The organism is Paenibacillus sp. FSL M7-0420, assembly GCF_038002345.1.
GTDB lineage: Bacteria > Bacillota > Bacilli > Paenibacillales > Paenibacillaceae > Paenibacillus_AQ.
This window is the reverse complement of record NZ_JBBOCJ010000001.1, coordinates 4,578,905-4,594,254: the sequence shown is the minus strand read 5'-3', so window position 1 is coordinate 4,594,254 and position 15,350 is coordinate 4,578,905. Positions and strand designations below refer to the sequence as shown.

Sequence of the window (15,350 nt, the reverse complement as noted above, 5' to 3'; positions counted from 1 at the left end):
GCTATGGAATGGGAAATAGCCAGAAGGTGTAGAGTAACTAATTTGGTTAGAGCACTTAGCCATAGGTAACATATCTGCATACATCTGCCGTCCGAAATCAAAGGGATAAATCCCTCTGAATCCGGCGAAACGTGCCCGCCGCCTGTAATCAAAGGGATAAATCCCTCCGAATTCGGCGAAACGTGCTCCACGCTCGTAACCAAAGGGATAAATCCCTCTGAATCCGCCTCCCCTTACACTCTCTCACCAACTTCCCATTTGTCTCCCCTATCGCGCCCCTACGCTTCTCAACCCTCCCCAGCCCCCTCCCAGCAACCGCTCCCGATCCATCCATCACCATCCAATTTCTTCCTAATGCGTTTTCACACCGAAAATATCGCCAACTGGATATGATTTTCCTGTGGCTCGGCGGGAATCTCTGATAAACTAGCGGGAACGCAAAAAGTGGCTGGCGGCATGTATGTGGCATATTTCAGGAAAAATCATGAAATACTGAAGAAAGCAGAGGGAGGCGGAAGGGTGAATACACGAGGAATTACGCTGCGGGAGCTGATGGAGCTCTCGGTTCTTGGGAAAGCGAAGGTCATTAGCGGCGAGCAGGGGCTGGACCGGGTGGTCCGGTTCGTGGATATTATGGAGGTCCCGGATCTAAAGGGCTGGATCAGCGAAGGGGTGATGCTGCTGACGACGGCCTATTCGATCCGGCATGATCCTTCACTGCTGACCGAGGTGATCTACACGCTCGACAATCTGGGCGCAGCGGCGCTGGCAATTAAGCCGGCGCGCTTCCTGAAGGAGATCCCCCAAGGTGCCATCGAGGCCAGCAATGCCTGCGGTCTGCCGATTGTGGAGATCCCGCCCGAGATTCCGTACACGGATATCACCCAGCCGGTGATGGAGCTGCTGCTGGGACGGCAGGCGATGCTGCTGCGCCGGGCGGAGGAGGTCTACCGCACGCTGACCACCATGGTGCTGGAGAACAGCGGCATTCAGGCGGTCAGCGACAGTGTGGCCGAGTTCCTTAAGGCCCCGGTGGCACTCGTGGATACGGAGCGGAAGATTATCGTATCCTCCCCGGCAGACTATGACTGGACCCAGAGCGGCTCTCCGCTTAGCTGGAACATCCATGTGGACCGCCGGACGGTCGCCCGGCTGCTCGTCGACAAGGAGCGGCTGGATGATATGGAGGAGGTGGGCATCGAGCAAGCCCGGCTTGTGTTTGCCCTTGAAATAATGCGGCGCAAGGTAGCCGAGGATACGGAATTCCGGCTGCGCGGCAACTTCATCGATGAGCTGCTGACCCCGCCGCTGCCGTCGAGGCATGAGGTGCAGCGGCGGGCCCGCCAGCTCGGGATGAACCCTGAGCACAAGTGGGAGGTGGCCGTCATCGAAGGGGAGACGGCGCCGAGCGAGGAGACGGTGAACCGGCTGCTGGAGCGGGAGGCGAAGAAGCGCGGCGTCACGCCGCACGCCGAGTACCGTTCGAGCCGGGCGGTGCTGTTCCTGCCTACGCAGGAGGGGCGCAGGTTCACGCCGGGCGGCGACGCGGAGGAGCCGTGGGAGAAGACGCTCAGAAGCTGGCTACAGGACAAGGCAGAAGGCTTAAGCAGCTACCGCTGCGGTATCGGCACCTCGGAATACCTGTGGGACATCCACACCAGCTATAACGAGGCGCGCAAAGCGCTGTCCATCTCCAGAAGACTCGGACAAGGCCCCGGCGGGATTACCCGCTACGAAGAGATGGAGGTCTATCATCTGCTGGAGGGGCTGGACGGTCCCGGATTCGGGCGGCTGTTCGAGCGCAAGCTGGGCAAGCTGCTGCAATACGACCAGGAGCATGACAGCAATATGCTGCTGACCTTCTATCATTATCTGGAGTGCCGGGGCAGTCTGATTGAGACGGCGAACAGCCTCTATATCCACCGCAACTCCGTCAAATACCGGCTGGAGCGGATTCGGGATATCACTGGCTTCGATCTGAATGATCCGCGCGAACAGTTCGTCTGCCATTTGTGCCTGATTTACTATTACCTCCAGGAAAAATAGGGCGCTTTGGAAGATTTCTGGAATGTCGTGTGAGTAAATCTAACATTCATAGTCCTTGATAGTGCACAACCGACAAACGGTTGTGCATTTTTTTAGCTGAACGGGACGTAGAGGGGCTGTGAAATTCTATGTAGAATTAGCTCAACACTTTAATAAGACACAGCATACACGTATTACCTGACATGAGAGCGGAATTCCGTCACAGAGGCACAGCAGTCGAAGTCGTAAGGGGGTTGATTCATTGTTTGCTTATACATTAAAAAGACTGGTGCAGATGATTCCAGCCTTGCTCGGCATTATCGTCATCACCTTCATTCTGTCGAGAGTCCTGCCGGGCGATCCTGCGATTATGCTGGCCGGAGAGCAGGCTCCGGAGGAGATAGTGAACAAGATCCGCCAGGATATGGGGCTGGACAAGCCGCTGTATATCCAGTTCTTCGCTTATATCGGGCAGCTGCTGCAAGGCGATATCGGCTACGCCTATCACACCGGACATTCGGTCGCCAGTGACCTGGCTTCGCGCTTCCCGGCTACGATTGAGCTGACCCTGGCCAGCATCCTGATTGCGGTTCTAATCGCCATTCCGGTAGGCATTGTGGCCGCAACCCGTAAGGAATCCCTGCTGGATCACATCTCGCGTGTGTTTTCCCTGATAGGTGCTTGTGTGCCGATCTTCTGGCTCGGACTGATGTTCATCTATATCTTCTACTCCATTCTGGGCTGGGCACCGGCGCCGATGGGCCGGATCAGCGGGGATCTTAACCCGCCGGTGCATATCACCGGGCTGTACGTGCTGGACAGTATACTCTCCGGCGACACCGCTGCACTTAAAAGCAGCCTCGCGCATCTGCTGCTTCCGGCGATCTGCCTCAGTACCGGCACGATGGCGATCATCGCCCGGATGACCCGCTCCAGCATGCTGGAGGTGGTCGATCAGGACTTCGTCCGCACCGCCCGGGCCAAGGGGCTGCGGGAATCGGCCGTCATCTACAAGCACGCACTGGTCAATGCGCTCATTCCTACATTAACCGTGCTCGGACTCCAGTTCGGCTTCCTGATGGGCGGCGCGGTCATCACGGAGACCATCTTCTCCTGGCCGGGAATCGGCGGCTATGTCACCGACTCTATACTGGCAGCGGATTACGCGCCGATCCAGGCATTCACCCTGGTCAGTGCCGTGCTCTACTGCGGAATTAACCTGGCGGTCGACCTGATCTACGGGTTCATTGACCCGAGAATCCGTTATGAATAGAACAGCTTGTGTGAGAGGAGGAGATTGCTTGTGAGCACTGCAGCACATTCAGCACAGGGCAGCCCGGCGAAGCCCGCACCGGCCAAGCCCCGGACCCTATTATCCCTGCTGCTGCACAACCGCCTGGCGGCCATCGGGCTGACCTTCATCCTGATCTGGACCGTGGTTGCCGTCTTCGCACCCTGGCTGGCTCCGCATGATCCGTTCGTCACAGATATGGCGAATAAGCTGCAGCCGCCCTCCGGCAGCCATTGGTTCGGAACCGACAACTTCGGCCGGGATATTCTCAGCCGGGTGCTGTACGGCGCACGGATCAGCATCTGGACCGGCCTGATCGCGGTCTCGATCTCCTTCCTGATCGGGATGCCGCTGGGCGGGATTGCGGCTTACTACGGCGGCCGGACCGGAACCATCATTATGCGGGTTATGGATGTATTGTTGTCCTTCCCGTCCCTGGTATTGTCGATGGCGATTGCCGCCTCGATCGGCGCCGGTCTCAGCAGCGCAATGATCGCTGTCGGTATTGTCGGCATTCCCGAATTCGCCCGGCTGATGTTCGGCCAGACGGTCTCGCTGCGGGAGAAGGAGTATATCGAAGCCAGCCGGGCCATTGGTGTGAAGGATAGAGTCATTCTGTACCGCCACATTCTGCCGAATGCCCTGGCTCCGCTAATGGTGCAGGCTACGCTCGGGATGGGCTTCGCCATCCTGACCGCGTCCAGTCTCAGCTTCCTGGGGCTTGGGGTCAGACCCCCGATTGCCGAATGGGGCGCGATGATCTCCGAAGGCCGGGAATATATCATTTCCGGGCAATGGTGGCTGGTTACTTTTCCAGGCCTCGGCATTGCCACCTCCATCTTAGGCTTCAACCTCCTCGGAGACGGCTTCCGGGATGTGCTTGACCCGCGGTTGCGTTCGGGGAAATGAGGCGGAGCAAGGGAATCCCCCCAAGGCCGCCCGTCCCCGTTAGAGATAGATAAATTAACGTCAGCTGGAGCGCAAGCGGCAGACAATCATCAGCAGCACAAGTAGTTGTTATGCAGGCAGGATATAGAAAAGGGAGGAATTACCGATGAAAAAAGTTAAACTGTTGTCCACACTCGTCGCTTTTTCAATCATGCTTGCCGGATGCGCCAGCAGCGCCAATCCGCAGACCCCTGCTGCTACTTCGGCAGGAACAGATACCGCAGCAGCAACGGCAGCCCCGCTCAAAAAGAACCTGACGGTGGCCTATTCCGAGGGCGGCACCACGCTCGACCCGGCGGAAGCCAATGATCTGACCTCCGATACGCTTGTGCTGGCCGCATATGATCAGCTGGTCACCTACGGCATCAAGACCGAGAATGGCGCGAGCATCGCCAATACCGAAGACATCAAGCCCATGCTCGCAGAGAGCTGGGAAGTGAATGCTGACAACACGGTGTATACGTTCAAGCTGAAATCCGGCGTGAGCTTCCAGAGCGGCAATCCGGTGGATGCCGAAGCGGTGGCGTACTCTTTTGAACGTGTGGCGAAGTCCAGCTCCGGCAGCTTCCTCTACGGCATGGCATCAATTAAATCCGTTACGGTAAAAGACGCTTCGACCGTTGAAGTTACTCTGACGGGGGCCAATCATAATTTCCTGCAGATTCTGGCAATGTACACCTTCTCCATCGTGGACCAGAAGACGGTAGAAGCACAGGGTGCAGACTACCTCAAGACGAATGCCGCCGGTTCCGGCCCGTTCAAGCTTACGAAGTGGGACCCGGCTACCGAAGCTGTTTTCACAGCTAATGACAGCTACTGGCAGGGTGCGCCAAGCCTCGGCAAGGTAACCCTGAAGTTCACCAAGGAAGCTTCGAACCGCGTGCTGCTGCTGGGTAAGGGCGATGTAGACATGGCGATTGAGATTCCTCCGAAGGATGTATCCACACTGGAGAGTAATTCGGCGCTGACGGTCGCTTCCAATGCAAGTAACCGGATTCTGTTCTTCGCCATGAACAACAAAGTTAAGCCATTCGATAATGTAAAAGTCCGTCAGGCGATCAACTATGCGATTCCTTACGATCAGCTGCTGAGCGGGGTGATGTACGGCCAGGCCAAGCAGATGAAGAGTGCGGTAGCCAGCAACACGCCGGGCTTCACCGATGCAGGCTATGTGTATGAGTACAATCTGGACAAGGCCAAGGCACTGCTGAAGGAAGCAGGCTATGAGAAGGGCTTTGACTTCGACTTCACGCTGGGCTCCGGCTTCGATGACTGGGAAGATGATGCGGTCCTGATCCAGGCTGAGCTGGCCAAAATCGGAGTCAACATGAAGATCAACAAGCTGGCCCGCGCACAGTTCCTGGAGCAGCAGAAGACCAATAATCTGACCTCTTATATCTCCAAATGGACTTCCTTCGTCAATGATCCTGGCTATCACCTCGGCTTCCTGCTGTACGGCAAGGGCTCTTCCAACTACATCAACTACCAGAATGCTGAAGTAGACAAGCTGTGGGAGCAGGCGAACCTGGAGACAGATACAGCGAAGCGCACAGAGCTCTACAAGCAGGCTCAGGAGATCATCACGACAGAAGCACCTTGGGCGTATCTCTACGAGTATAACCGCATTGTAGGGATGAGCAGCAAGATCAGCGGCTACGCCTTCTATCCGGACGAAGTCATCCGCTTCTATCCGCTGTCGATTACAGAATAAGCAGGTTTGGCTAAAAGAGAGCGGGCAGGCCTTAGGCCTTGTCCCTCTTCTTTGTCACAAATTCACAGTTCCTCCTGCCAGCCGCAAGGCGTGCAGCCTGGAACACAAAGGAGAATTCGTAACCCATGACAGACTGGAAAAGCAAGGTGCTGGAGGCCATTGATGCCGGGCAGGAGGAACTGCTTGCGCTCTGCTCTCAGCTGATCCGTTACCCTTCGGAGAATCCGCCGGGCGATTCACGGGAGATCAGCGCTTATATTATTGGTTATCTGAAAGAAGCCGGTATCGATACCGCGATCTATCCGGCCACCGAAACCATGTTCAATCTGGTGTCCACACTGGGCGCAGGCGCGGAGGAGCGCACCGGCAAAAAGCTGATTTACTGCGGACATACCGATGTCGTTCCGGCGGGAGACCGCTCGCGCTGGGATTTCGATCCGTTCTGCGGCGATATTGTGGACGGCTATCTGCTGGGCAGAGGCGCTTCGGATATGAAAGCGGGCCTGGCCGGGTTAATCTACGTCACTGCACTGCTGTCGAAGCTGGGCGTTCCGCTAAAAGGGGATCTCTCCCTGCTGATAGTGCCCGATGAAGAGACCGGCGGTCATCTCGGGGTTCCCTGGGTGCTGGAGCGCGGCCTGATTACCGGAACCGCTGCTGTGATTGCCGAGCCTTCCGGCCCGCTGAACCCGACCATCGGGCAAAAGGGCAGCTGCTGGTTCGAATTCACCGTGGAAGGTACACCAGGTCACGGCAGCTTGTCGCCTGTGGTTGGAGACAGCGCCATTGTGAAGGCCGCCAAAGGGATTGAAGCCTTACAGCGGCTATGGGATATCAAAGTGGACATTCCCGAGGAAGTTAAGGAGATTATTCGCATCTCGCAGGATTACGTGAAGGGCAGCGAAGAAGAAGATTCCCTCGCCTATCAGGTATTCGACCATGTGACGGTCAACATCGGAACGATTCAGGGCGGAACCAAGGTGAACGTAGTGGCGGACCGCTGCACCATTCAGGTCGATTCCCGTGTACCGTTCGGGGTAGACTATCGGGATGTGCTGGACCGTGCCCGCTCCCTGCTGCTTGAAGCCGGCATTGAATCCGAGGTCAAGGGCTTCGGCTTCCAGGGTAATGCCAACTGGACCTCCAATGAGGAGCCGGTGGTCAAGGACCTGGTTGAGAGTATCTGTGAGGTAAGCGGGGAAGAAGCCTATGGTGTGCTGCAATGGGCCTCCAGCGATGCGCGCCATTTCCGGACGCATAACATTCCCGTTCTGCAATACGGCCCGGCCGAGCTGTCCACCATTCATAATTTCAACGAGAAGGCTCCTGTCTGGCAAATTATCCAGTGTGCGAAGGTGTATGCCTTGACGGCGCTGAAATATCTGGGCGTAGAGGATAAAGAGAGCTAATTACACAACAAGGGAACCGATTTATATAAGAGGTACTAAAGAAATAAACAAAAAGCAAAAGTAGCGGAGGGGAAATTTGGAACTGAAGGAGCGGTAGCGACCGCCTTTGTCACCGGATTTCACCCGCGAACAGCGGATTGAATCAAGAAATCTGGGGATGGGCAGCGGCCGGAAGTCCAAATGTTCACCGCAGTGACGACGAAGCTTCAAGTTTTAATTTGTGCAGGGATATTTAAGGAGGGGCAATCATGACAGAACTGCTGGAAGTATCAGGGCTATGCACCGAGTTTCAGACAGCGGCGGGTACGATCCGTGCGGTGGACGGCATCAGTCTGTCAGTGCGCAAGGGAGAGACGCTGGGCATTGTCGGTGAATCCGGCTGCGGCAAGAGCATCACCTCACTCTCCATCATGCAGCTGCTGCCGAAGCGCATCAGCCGGATTGCTTCCGGCCAGATCCGCTTCGAGGGCAAGGATATGCTGGAGATGTCTATGAATGAGGTACGGAGCATCCGGGGGAACCGGATTGCGATGATTTTTCAGGAGCCGATGACCTCGCTGAATCCGGTGTTCAAGATCGGCCGCCAGATCTCCGAATCCGCCCGTTACCATCTGAAGCTGAGCAAGAAGGAGGCGGCTGAGCGGGCGGTGGAGATGCTGCGCAAGGTAGGGATTCCCCGGCCGGAAAAGATTGCCCAGCAGTATGCCCATCAGCTCTCCGGCGGGATGCGGCAGCGGGTGATGATTGCGATGGCGATGGTCTGTAACCCCCAATTGCTCATTGCCGATGAGCCGACGACAGCGCTGGATGTGACGATTCAGGCACAGATCCTTGATCTGATGCGGGATTTGCAAAAGAACGAGGGGATGTCAATCCTGATGATCACGCATGATCTGGGGGTCGTCGCCGAGATGTGCGACCGGGTCGTCATCATGTACGCGGGTCAGATCGTCGAGGAGACGGATGTGGCTACCCTGTATAGCCAGCCGCTGCATCCCTATACTCAAGGGCTGCTGGCTTCCCTGCCCCAGCTGGCGGGGGATGAGGACCGCCTCAGCTCGATTCCGGGCCAGGTGCCGAATCCGGCCAATCTGCCGCCCGGCTGCCGGTTCGCGTCGCGCTGTCCTGTAGCGGTGGACCGCTGCCGGGAGCAGCTCCCGGAGCTGCTTGAGGTACAGCCGGGCCACACATGCCGCTGTATCCTGCAGCAGGAGGGAGTACTATGACCACATTACTGGAAGTCCGCAATCTGAAGAAGCATTATCCGATCCGCCGGGGCTTCTTCTCTAAGCAGGTAGGTGCAGTCAAAGCCGTTGACGGCATAACCTTATCCGTTGAGCAGGGAGAGACGCTGGCTGTGGTCGGAGAATCCGGCTGCGGGAAGTCGACCACCGGACGGGCCATTCTGCGGCTGATTGAGCCGACAGAAGGCGAGATTATGTTCGGCGGCACCGATGTGCGCAGCCTGAATACCGAGCAGCTCCGCAGGTTCCGTACCGATATGCAAATGGTGTTCCAGGACCCTTACGCTTCGCTCGACCCCCGCTGGACCGTCCAGCGCATTCTGGAGGAGCCGCTCCGTACCCACGGATCAGCTCCCGCCGGAGAGCTGAAGAGCCGGGTTGAGCAGCTGATGGAGGTGGTGGGCCTGTCCCCCTATCAGGCTCACCGTTTTCCCCATGAATTCTCCGGCGGCCAGCGGCAGCGGATCGGTATTGCCCGCGCGCTTGCGCTGAATCCGAAGTTCATTGTCTGCGATGAGCCGGTATCGGCACTGGATGTCTCCATCCAGGCCCAGGTGCTGAATCTGATGCAGGATCTGCAAGAGCAATACGGTCTTACCTATATGTTCATCTCGCATGACCTGTCAGTCGTGAAGTTCATCAGCGACCGGGTGGCCGTCATGTACCTGGGGCGGATTGTCGAGCTGGCGCCGACGAAGGCACTCTTCGCGAAGCCGCTGCATCCGTATACGCAGGCGCTGATGTCTGCCGTTCCGGTGCCGAATCCGGGCCTGAAGAAGCAGCGCATCGTCCTGACCGGGGATGTTCCGAACCCTGAGACTCCGCCCACAGGCTGTGCCTTCCACCCCCGCTGTCCGCATGCGATGGACCGCTGCAAGTCGGAAGCGCCGGTGCTGCGGGAGCTGGATTCAGGCCATCAGACGGCCTGTCATTTGTATTAAGCATATGTGCAGTGTGAGGAGGGGCCATCCGGCAGCGGGTGGCCCTTTGCTATTGCTGGATGCGGAAAACAGCATACAATAGGCTCACACGCAGGCCCGTGGAGCAAATGTATGCGGAAAACAGCATACATTGTTCTCGCACGGAGGCCCGTGGGCCGAATGTATGCCGAAAACAGCATACAATATGCACACACACAGGCGTGTGGTCCAAATGTAATCGGAAAACCGATCACATTCGGCGCTGCGGAGGCGCGCGGTCCAATGTAATCGGAAAACCGATCACATTCGGCGCTGCGGAGGCACGTAGTCCAAATGTAATCGGAAAACCGATCACAATCGGCGCTGCGGAGGCGCGTGGCCCAAATGTAGTCGGAAAACCGATCACATTCGGAGCTGCGGAGGCGCGTGGTCCAAATGTAATCGGAAAACCGATCACATTCGGAGCTGCGGAGGCGTGTGGTCCAAATGTAATCGGAAAACCGATCACATTCGGCGCTGCGGAGGCGCGTGGTCCAAATGTAATCGGAAAACCGACCACATTCGGCGCTGCGGAGGAGCGCGTTCCAAATGTAATCGGAAAACCGATCACATTCGGCGCTGCGGAGGCGTGTGGTCCAAATGTAATCGGAAAACCGACCACATTCCGCATCCCGCCTCCTGCTTCCCCGCACCATACCAGACGCTTTTCCTGCCCGCTACGTCACCGGCAACACAGCCGGACTTTAGCCCTATTTATTACCCGGATGGGACAATGTCTCCCGTCTAGGCAGAATGACTTATTTTTACAGAGTTTGTTCCGTTGTTAAGTGAATATTCTTTCAGAAATAACACTGAAATATTTCATCGAAATTTGAAAATAAAAACAAACCCTTTTATAATTACTTTAAATTAAAACTGATTTGGGAGGAGATGGGAGGAAGACGTGAACAAACCACGACAATTATGGATTGATGCCGCCAAGGGATTCAGTATTATTTTTGTAGTAATGGGCCACTCCGGCGATGCGGCAGCGAATCATTATCTGTCCTGGTTCCGGATGCCTTTGTTCTTTATGCTTAGCGGACTTGTATTTAAGCCGGTTGAACCCGGACGGTATTTGGGCTGGGCGGCCAAACGGACCAAGGGGCTGATGACTCCCTATTTTGCCTACGGACTCCTGATTGCGGCAGTGCTGCTGCTGTTCAACTTCAATGTAAAAGGGTTCGCCGAGAATATAGCGAGACTGCTCTACGGGGGACTGTCACTCACGGGTCCTTACGGGGTGTTCTGGTTCATCACCTGCCTGCTGTTCACTCAACTGCTCTTCGGATACATTGTCCGTTATTCCCGCCGCACGCAATTTCTCCTGATCGCTTCTGCTTACCTCCTGTCACATCTCATCTCCCTGACTTCGCTCAAGAACTTCAACCTTCCCTGGAATGCAGATGTGTCCTTGCTCGCCATTACTTATTATGCGATCGGATTCTACGGCAAACAGGCCATCCCTGCGCTAATCCGCCGCTATTCGGCGCTGCCGGTGCTGCTTCCGTTATGTGCTCTTGTGCTGCTGCTGGAGCGGACGGGAGTCCTTCAATACAGCCTGAATATGAAATACAAGGAGTATACTTCACTGCTGCTCGATCTGGCCGTGCCGATGCTCATCTCATTGACTATCTGCGCCGCTGTGTACCGTCTCTCGAAGCTTGTTCCGCTGGACTGGATGGGCAGTCTGGGACGCAATTCCATTGCGATTATGTACCTGCATTTGCCTTTGAATTACGGGCTCAAATATCTCCTCGGGACGGATTACGGGCTGTTGCCCTTTACGCTGATCGGAGTGGGGGTGCCGCTGCTGGCCGCCACTTGGGCGGTGCGTTCTCCTCTACTGTCGAGGCTGTATCTCGGGCATAAGGGCGGGAGCCGTCCAGCAGTGAATTATAGCAACGCACGCTAGATAAATAGGTGATACTAGTGATAGAAATGCACAAGCTCTTTTTCATATCTTTCATATACTTTAGTAGAATATGAAAAGGAGTGATCATGCGTGGCCAAAACACTGTTGGATTATAACGCATCCGTAGTTACACCTATTACTAACGGGGTCTCCATACCTGTTCCCATTTCTCCGGCAGGTATACAGATTGCAGGAACATCGGTTTATATCGATCCCGCAGTTCCAGGACATTTTCCCAATAAGGTTGAACTGAAAGCTACCATCGGCGTGGATGTTACGCTGGATACGCCCAATGTGCTGGTCCGCATCTGGCGGGCAGGTACAGAAATCTTCTACGCTCGGACAGAGCTGGAGGAGAATTTCAATGACGACGGTATTATTTCGCTGCATATGGTAGATGTCAACGTTCCGGCCGGGGTCCAGAACTATCAGCTGATTGTAGAGAACCAGGATGTCGGCTCCGTTGCTACAGTGGTGGGACCTGTAATTTTCAGCGCTTTGGCTATCGGCGGCTAGGTTATCATAGCAGTACCGGAAAGGGGCTTTCTCAAGTATCTGTGAAGATACCGGGGGAAGGCCTTTTTTTTGTGCGTGAAATGGAATAATTTCCTGCGATTCTGACGAAACTGGAACACAGTACCTGTGAAATGAAGGTTAAGTTCAGGAGGGGAACCATTGTGAGGAAAATTCGTTATGTTACGCTTGCGTTATGCATTACTGTATCGGTTCTGGGAGGCGCTACCGGAGCCTGGGCGGAGGAAAAAGCCAAAGGCACCGCAAATTCCGGCAATGCCGGAGGGGCGGCTGCTACGCTTGCGCCAGGGGCGCGTTCTGCCATTCTTATGGATGCCAGCACGGGCACGGTCATCTATGAGAAGAACAGCCATGATAAACTTCCGCCGGCCAGTATTACCAAGATTATGACCATGCTGCTGACGGTGGAGGCGCTGGACGAGGGCAAACTGCAGCTGACCGACAAGGTGCGGACCAGCGAGTATGCGGCATCGATGGGCGGTTCGCAGATTTTTCTGGAGCCGGGTGAAGAAATGACGGTTGACGATATGCTGAAGGGCATCGCAATGGCCTCCGGCAATGATGCTTCCGTAGCTATGGCGGAGAAAATCGCAGGCTCGGAGAGCGCCTTCGTCGATCTCATGAACCAGAAGGCGCAGGACCTGGGCCTGAAGGATACTCATTTCGCCAACTGCAACGGCCTGCCGGCTGCGAATCATTATTCCTCCGCGCATGATATTGCCGTCATCAGCCGGGAGCTGCTGAAGCATGAGCAGATTATCAAATACACCGGCTCGTATCAGGATTACCTGCGCAAGGATTCCACCAAGCCGTTCTGGCTGGTCAACACCAACAAGCTGGTGCGGTTCTACACGGGGGCTGACGGGCTGAAGACGGGATATACGTCCGAAGCGAAGTTCTGCCTGTCGGCAACGGCGGCCAGAGACGGCCTGCGCGCTGTAGCGGTGGTGCTGGGCGAGCCGAACACCAAGACCCGCAACAGCGAGGTCTCGGCGATGTTCGACTACCTCTTTTCCCAATATAAATTGCATATGATTCACAAAGAAGGCGACACCATCGGCACGGTGAGGATTGAGAAGGGCGTGAAGTCGCAGCTCCCGCTGGTGGCGAAGGAAGACTATAGTGTCCTGCTCCGCAAAGGAGTAACCCAGGAGGGTATCCGCCATGAGCTGGTGCTGAATGAGCAGGTGAAGGCTCCGGTGGCCGAAGGCCAGACGGTCGGCAAGCTGGTGGTCTACCAGGGAACCGCTGTCCTGAAGGAATATGAGCTGAAGGCAGGCGAAACGGTAGCCAAGGCGGGCTGGTGGAAGCTGTTCAAGCGGGCAACAGGCGCTATGTTTACGAATGATTAATTTCTTGCATTTTGTAGATTGAACCAGGGGCTTTGTGTAAGTTCTTAGGGGTTTTCTTCTAGTTTTGTCGTGAGGCAGGAATCCTCAATTGCGGTGTAGAAACCTTGTCCTTGTAGGGGAAAGAAATAGTTACAGGGCGGTTGTCCAAGCAACGAAGAGGAGAGTGGCAAGTATGAATTCTCATGTGGAGATGGAGCATCACCGGGGTGTGCTGATTGTCCGGTTGTCCGGGGAACTGGACCATCACGCAGCCGATTATGTACGTATGGATATGGATGAAGCGATTATGCGGGGCCAGGTGGAGCATCTGATCCTGAGTCTGAAGGAGCTGCAGTTCATGGACAGCTCGGGTCTCGGAGTGATTCTGGGGCGGTACAAGCTGATCCGCAGTAAGGGCGGCAAAATGGCAGTCTGCGATGCCACAGCGCCTGTGAAGCGCCTGCTGGAAATGTCGGGCCTGTTCAAAATCATGCCCCTATATGACGACGAGAGCGCTGCACTCTCGGATTTGGAGGTCGCGTTATGACTAGTAGCGAAGCTCGTAACTTCATGAGTGTCCAGTTTGCCGCGCTGTCGGAGAATGAATCGTTTGCACGTGTGGTAGTGGCTGCCTTTGTCTCCCGGCTCGACCCGACGATGGAGGAGCTGAATGACCTGAAGACGGTCGTCTCGGAGGCCGTCACCAATTGTATTATTCACGGTTATGACAGTGATCCCGCAGGCGTTGTCAGCATATCCGCTTCGCTTGAGAATGAGACCGTGCACCTGACGATTGAGGATAAGGGCCGGGGCATTGAGGATCTGGAGCTGGCCCAGCAGCCGCTGTATACCTCGAAGCCGGAGCTGGAGCGGTCAGGTATGGGCTTCACCATTATGGAGAATTTCATGGATGAATTCGAGGTTATCAGCGAACCGGGACGCGGAACCTCAATCTCGATGAAGAAAACCATCGTCTCGAAAAAAGCTTTATACAATTAGGGGTTGGAGCCATGGATGCAGAAGCAAAAAAAGCTCCGCCGACCTATTTGGACGATGCGGAGGTCAAACGTCTAATCGCGCTCAGTCAAGCCGGGGACCATACGGCCCGCGACACGCTGGTCAACTGCAATATCCGCCTCGTCTGGTCGGTGGTGCAGCGGTTTATGAACCGCGGATATGAACCGGATGATTTGTTCCAGATCGGCTGTATCGGACTGCTGAAGTCCGTTGATAAATTCGACCTCAGCTATGAGGTCAAGTTCTCCACCTATGCCGTGCCGATGATTATCGGCGAGATCCAGCGGTTCCTCCGCGATGACGGCACACTCAAGGTCAGCCGCTCGCTGAAGGAGATGGCCAACAAGGTGCGCAAGATGAAGGATGAGATGTCCAAAACGCTCGACCGCCTCCCGACCATCGGTGAAGTGGCCGAAGCGCTGGGCGTCACGCCCGAAGAAATCGTCTTCGCCCAGGAAGCCAACAAGCCGCCGACTTCGATCCACGAGACCGTCTTCGAGAACGACGGCGATCCGATCACGCTGATCGACCAGATCGCCGACGAGTCGCAGGAGCGCTGGTTCGACAAGCTGGCCTTGAACGAGGCCATCGGTGCGCTAACCGAGCGCGAGCGTCTGATCGTGTATCTGCGCTATTACCGTGATCAGACCCAGTCGGAAGTCGCCAGCCGCCTCGGCATCTCGCAGGTGCAGGTGTCGAGGCTGGAGAAGAAGATTCTCGCGAACATCCGCGAGCAGATTGCGCAGTAGCGGTGGAAGGTACAGCGCGTCTAGGCTGATACTGCCGCAGCTCCGTAAGTCCGATACAGCAGTCGGGTTAGCTGTGGTGCGTAGCAAGAGTTAAGTATGTGATGTACAGTGACGGGTGCAAGGCGGGCCGCTCCCAAGGGGGGCGGCTTTTTGCGTGCACTCAAAGTGAGACCATGCCCCCCACTGCCGGTCGTTGTACGAACCGGACTCAGATTCC

Annotated in this window: 14 protein-coding genes; 13 read left to right on the top strand and 1 reads right to left on the bottom strand. The window is 55.9% G+C overall.

The genetic code is table 11. From position 1 onward, the window contains the following. Positions 1–519: 519 nt before the first annotated feature. The 7 genes from MKX51_RS19760 (at position 520) to MKX51_RS19730 (ending at position 9,569) form a co-directional block, all read left to right on the top strand. Positions 520–2,046 carry a PucR family transcriptional regulator gene (locus tag MKX51_RS19760; RefSeq protein ID WP_340993546.1) on the top strand — a complete coding sequence of 509 codons (1,527 nt, stop codon included), beginning with the start codon at positions 520–522 and terminating at the stop codon, positions 2,044–2,046. A gap of 241 nt (positions 2,047–2,287) precedes the next feature. After that, positions 2,288–3,298: an ABC transporter permease gene (locus tag MKX51_RS19755; RefSeq protein ID WP_340939543.1), complete on the top strand. Its 1,011-nt coding sequence runs from the start codon at positions 2,288–2,290 to the stop codon at positions 3,296–3,298. A 30-nt stretch (positions 3,299–3,328) separates the two neighbouring features. Then, positions 3,329–4,225, top strand: a complete 897-nt coding sequence (locus tag MKX51_RS19750; RefSeq protein ID WP_445322020.1) for an ABC transporter permease — start codon at positions 3,329–3,331, stop codon at positions 4,223–4,225. Positions 4,226–4,370: 145 nt separating this feature from the next. Next, on the top strand, positions 4,371–5,975 hold the full coding sequence (locus MKX51_RS19745; RefSeq protein ID WP_340993545.1) for an ABC transporter substrate-binding protein: 1,605 nt from the start codon (positions 4,371–4,373) through the stop codon (positions 5,973–5,975). Between the two features lie 125 nt (positions 5,976–6,100). Then, positions 6,101–7,384, top strand: coding sequence for a M20 family metallopeptidase (locus MKX51_RS19740; protein ID WP_340993544.1), 1,284 nt, complete (start codon positions 6,101–6,103; stop codon positions 7,382–7,384). A gap of 248 nt (positions 7,385–7,632) precedes the next feature. Beyond that, complete coding sequence (locus tag MKX51_RS19735) at positions 7,633–8,610, top strand: ABC transporter ATP-binding protein (protein ID WP_340993543.1); 978 nt, start codon at positions 7,633–7,635, stop codon at positions 8,608–8,610. Beyond that, positions 8,607–9,569, top strand: coding sequence for an ABC transporter ATP-binding protein (locus tag MKX51_RS19730; RefSeq protein WP_340939548.1), 963 nt, complete (start codon positions 8,607–8,609; stop codon positions 9,567–9,569). Before MKX51_RS19735 ends, MKX51_RS19730 begins: the two co-directional genes overlap by 4 nt. 229 nt (positions 9,570–9,798) lie before the next feature. Here the strand turns inward: MKX51_RS19730 and MKX51_RS19725 are convergent, their stop codons facing one another. Beyond that, complete coding sequence (locus MKX51_RS19725) at positions 9,799–10,218, bottom strand: hypothetical protein (protein WP_340993542.1); 420 nt, start codon at positions 10,216–10,218, stop codon at positions 9,799–9,801. A gap of 273 nt (positions 10,219–10,491) precedes the next feature. Here MKX51_RS19725 and MKX51_RS19720 point away from each other — a divergent pair, with 273 nt between their 5' ends. The 6 genes from MKX51_RS19720 (at position 10,492) to sigF (ending at position 15,133) form a co-directional block, all read left to right on the top strand. Beyond that, positions 10,492–11,502 (top strand): acyltransferase family protein, encoded by a 1,011-nt coding sequence (locus tag MKX51_RS19720; RefSeq protein WP_340993541.1) that lies wholly within the window; start codon positions 10,492–10,494, stop codon positions 11,500–11,502. 90 nt (positions 11,503–11,592) lie between these two features. Then, entirely contained in the window at positions 11,593–12,018 is a 426-nt protein-coding gene (locus tag MKX51_RS19715; RefSeq protein WP_339310445.1) for a hypothetical protein, read from the top strand. A gap of 131 nt (positions 12,019–12,149) precedes the next feature. Next, positions 12,150–13,388: a D-alanyl-D-alanine carboxypeptidase family protein gene (locus MKX51_RS19710; protein WP_445322019.1), complete on the top strand. Its 1,239-nt coding sequence runs from the start codon at positions 12,150–12,152 to the stop codon at positions 13,386–13,388. A gap of 172 nt (positions 13,389–13,560) precedes the next feature. Continuing rightward, positions 13,561–13,914, top strand: coding sequence for an anti-sigma F factor antagonist (spoIIAA, locus tag MKX51_RS19705; RefSeq protein ID WP_036727462.1), 354 nt, complete (start codon positions 13,561–13,563; stop codon positions 13,912–13,914). Then, a complete protein-coding gene (gene spoIIAB / locus MKX51_RS19700) occupies positions 13,911–14,366 on the top strand; it encodes an anti-sigma F factor (protein ID WP_036727460.1) in 456 nt (151 codons plus the stop codon). Before spoIIAA ends, spoIIAB begins: the two co-directional genes overlap by 4 nt. An 11-nt stretch (positions 14,367–14,377) precedes the next feature. Continuing rightward, complete coding sequence (gene sigF / locus MKX51_RS19695) at positions 14,378–15,133, top strand: RNA polymerase sporulation sigma factor SigF (RefSeq protein WP_076084301.1); 756 nt, start codon at positions 14,378–14,380, stop codon at positions 15,131–15,133. Positions 15,134–15,350 lie beyond the last annotated feature (217 nt).

Bases quoted from the DNA above. Each gene is read 5' to 3' on its own strand.
- sigF (WP_076084301.1), top strand. From the start codon at position 14,378: ATGGATGCAGAAGCAAAAAAAGCTCCGCCGACCTATTTGGACGATGCG.
- MKX51_RS19710 (WP_445322019.1), top strand. From the start codon at position 12,150: ATGAAGGTTAAGTTCAGGAGGGGAACCATTGTGAGGAAAATTCGTTAT.
- MKX51_RS19745 (WP_340993545.1), top strand. From the start codon at position 4,371: ATGAAAAAAGTTAAACTGTTGTCCACACTCGTCGCTTTTTCAATCATG.
- MKX51_RS19730 (WP_340939548.1), top strand. From the start codon at position 8,607: ATGACCACATTACTGGAAGTCCGCAATCTGAAGAAGCATTATCCGATC.
- spoIIAB (WP_036727460.1), top strand. From the start codon at position 13,911: ATGACTAGTAGCGAAGCTCGTAACTTCATGAGTGTCCAGTTTGCCGCG.
- MKX51_RS19725 (WP_340993542.1), bottom strand. From the start codon at position 10,218: ATGCGGAATGTGGTCGGTTTTCCGATTACATTTGGACCACACGCCTCC.
- spoIIAA (WP_036727462.1), top strand. From the start codon at position 13,561: ATGAATTCTCATGTGGAGATGGAGCATCACCGGGGTGTGCTGATTGTC.
- MKX51_RS19735 (WP_340993543.1), top strand. From the start codon at position 7,633: ATGACAGAACTGCTGGAAGTATCAGGGCTATGCACCGAGTTTCAGACA.
- MKX51_RS19740 (WP_340993544.1), top strand. From the start codon at position 6,101: ATGACAGACTGGAAAAGCAAGGTGCTGGAGGCCATTGATGCCGGGCAG.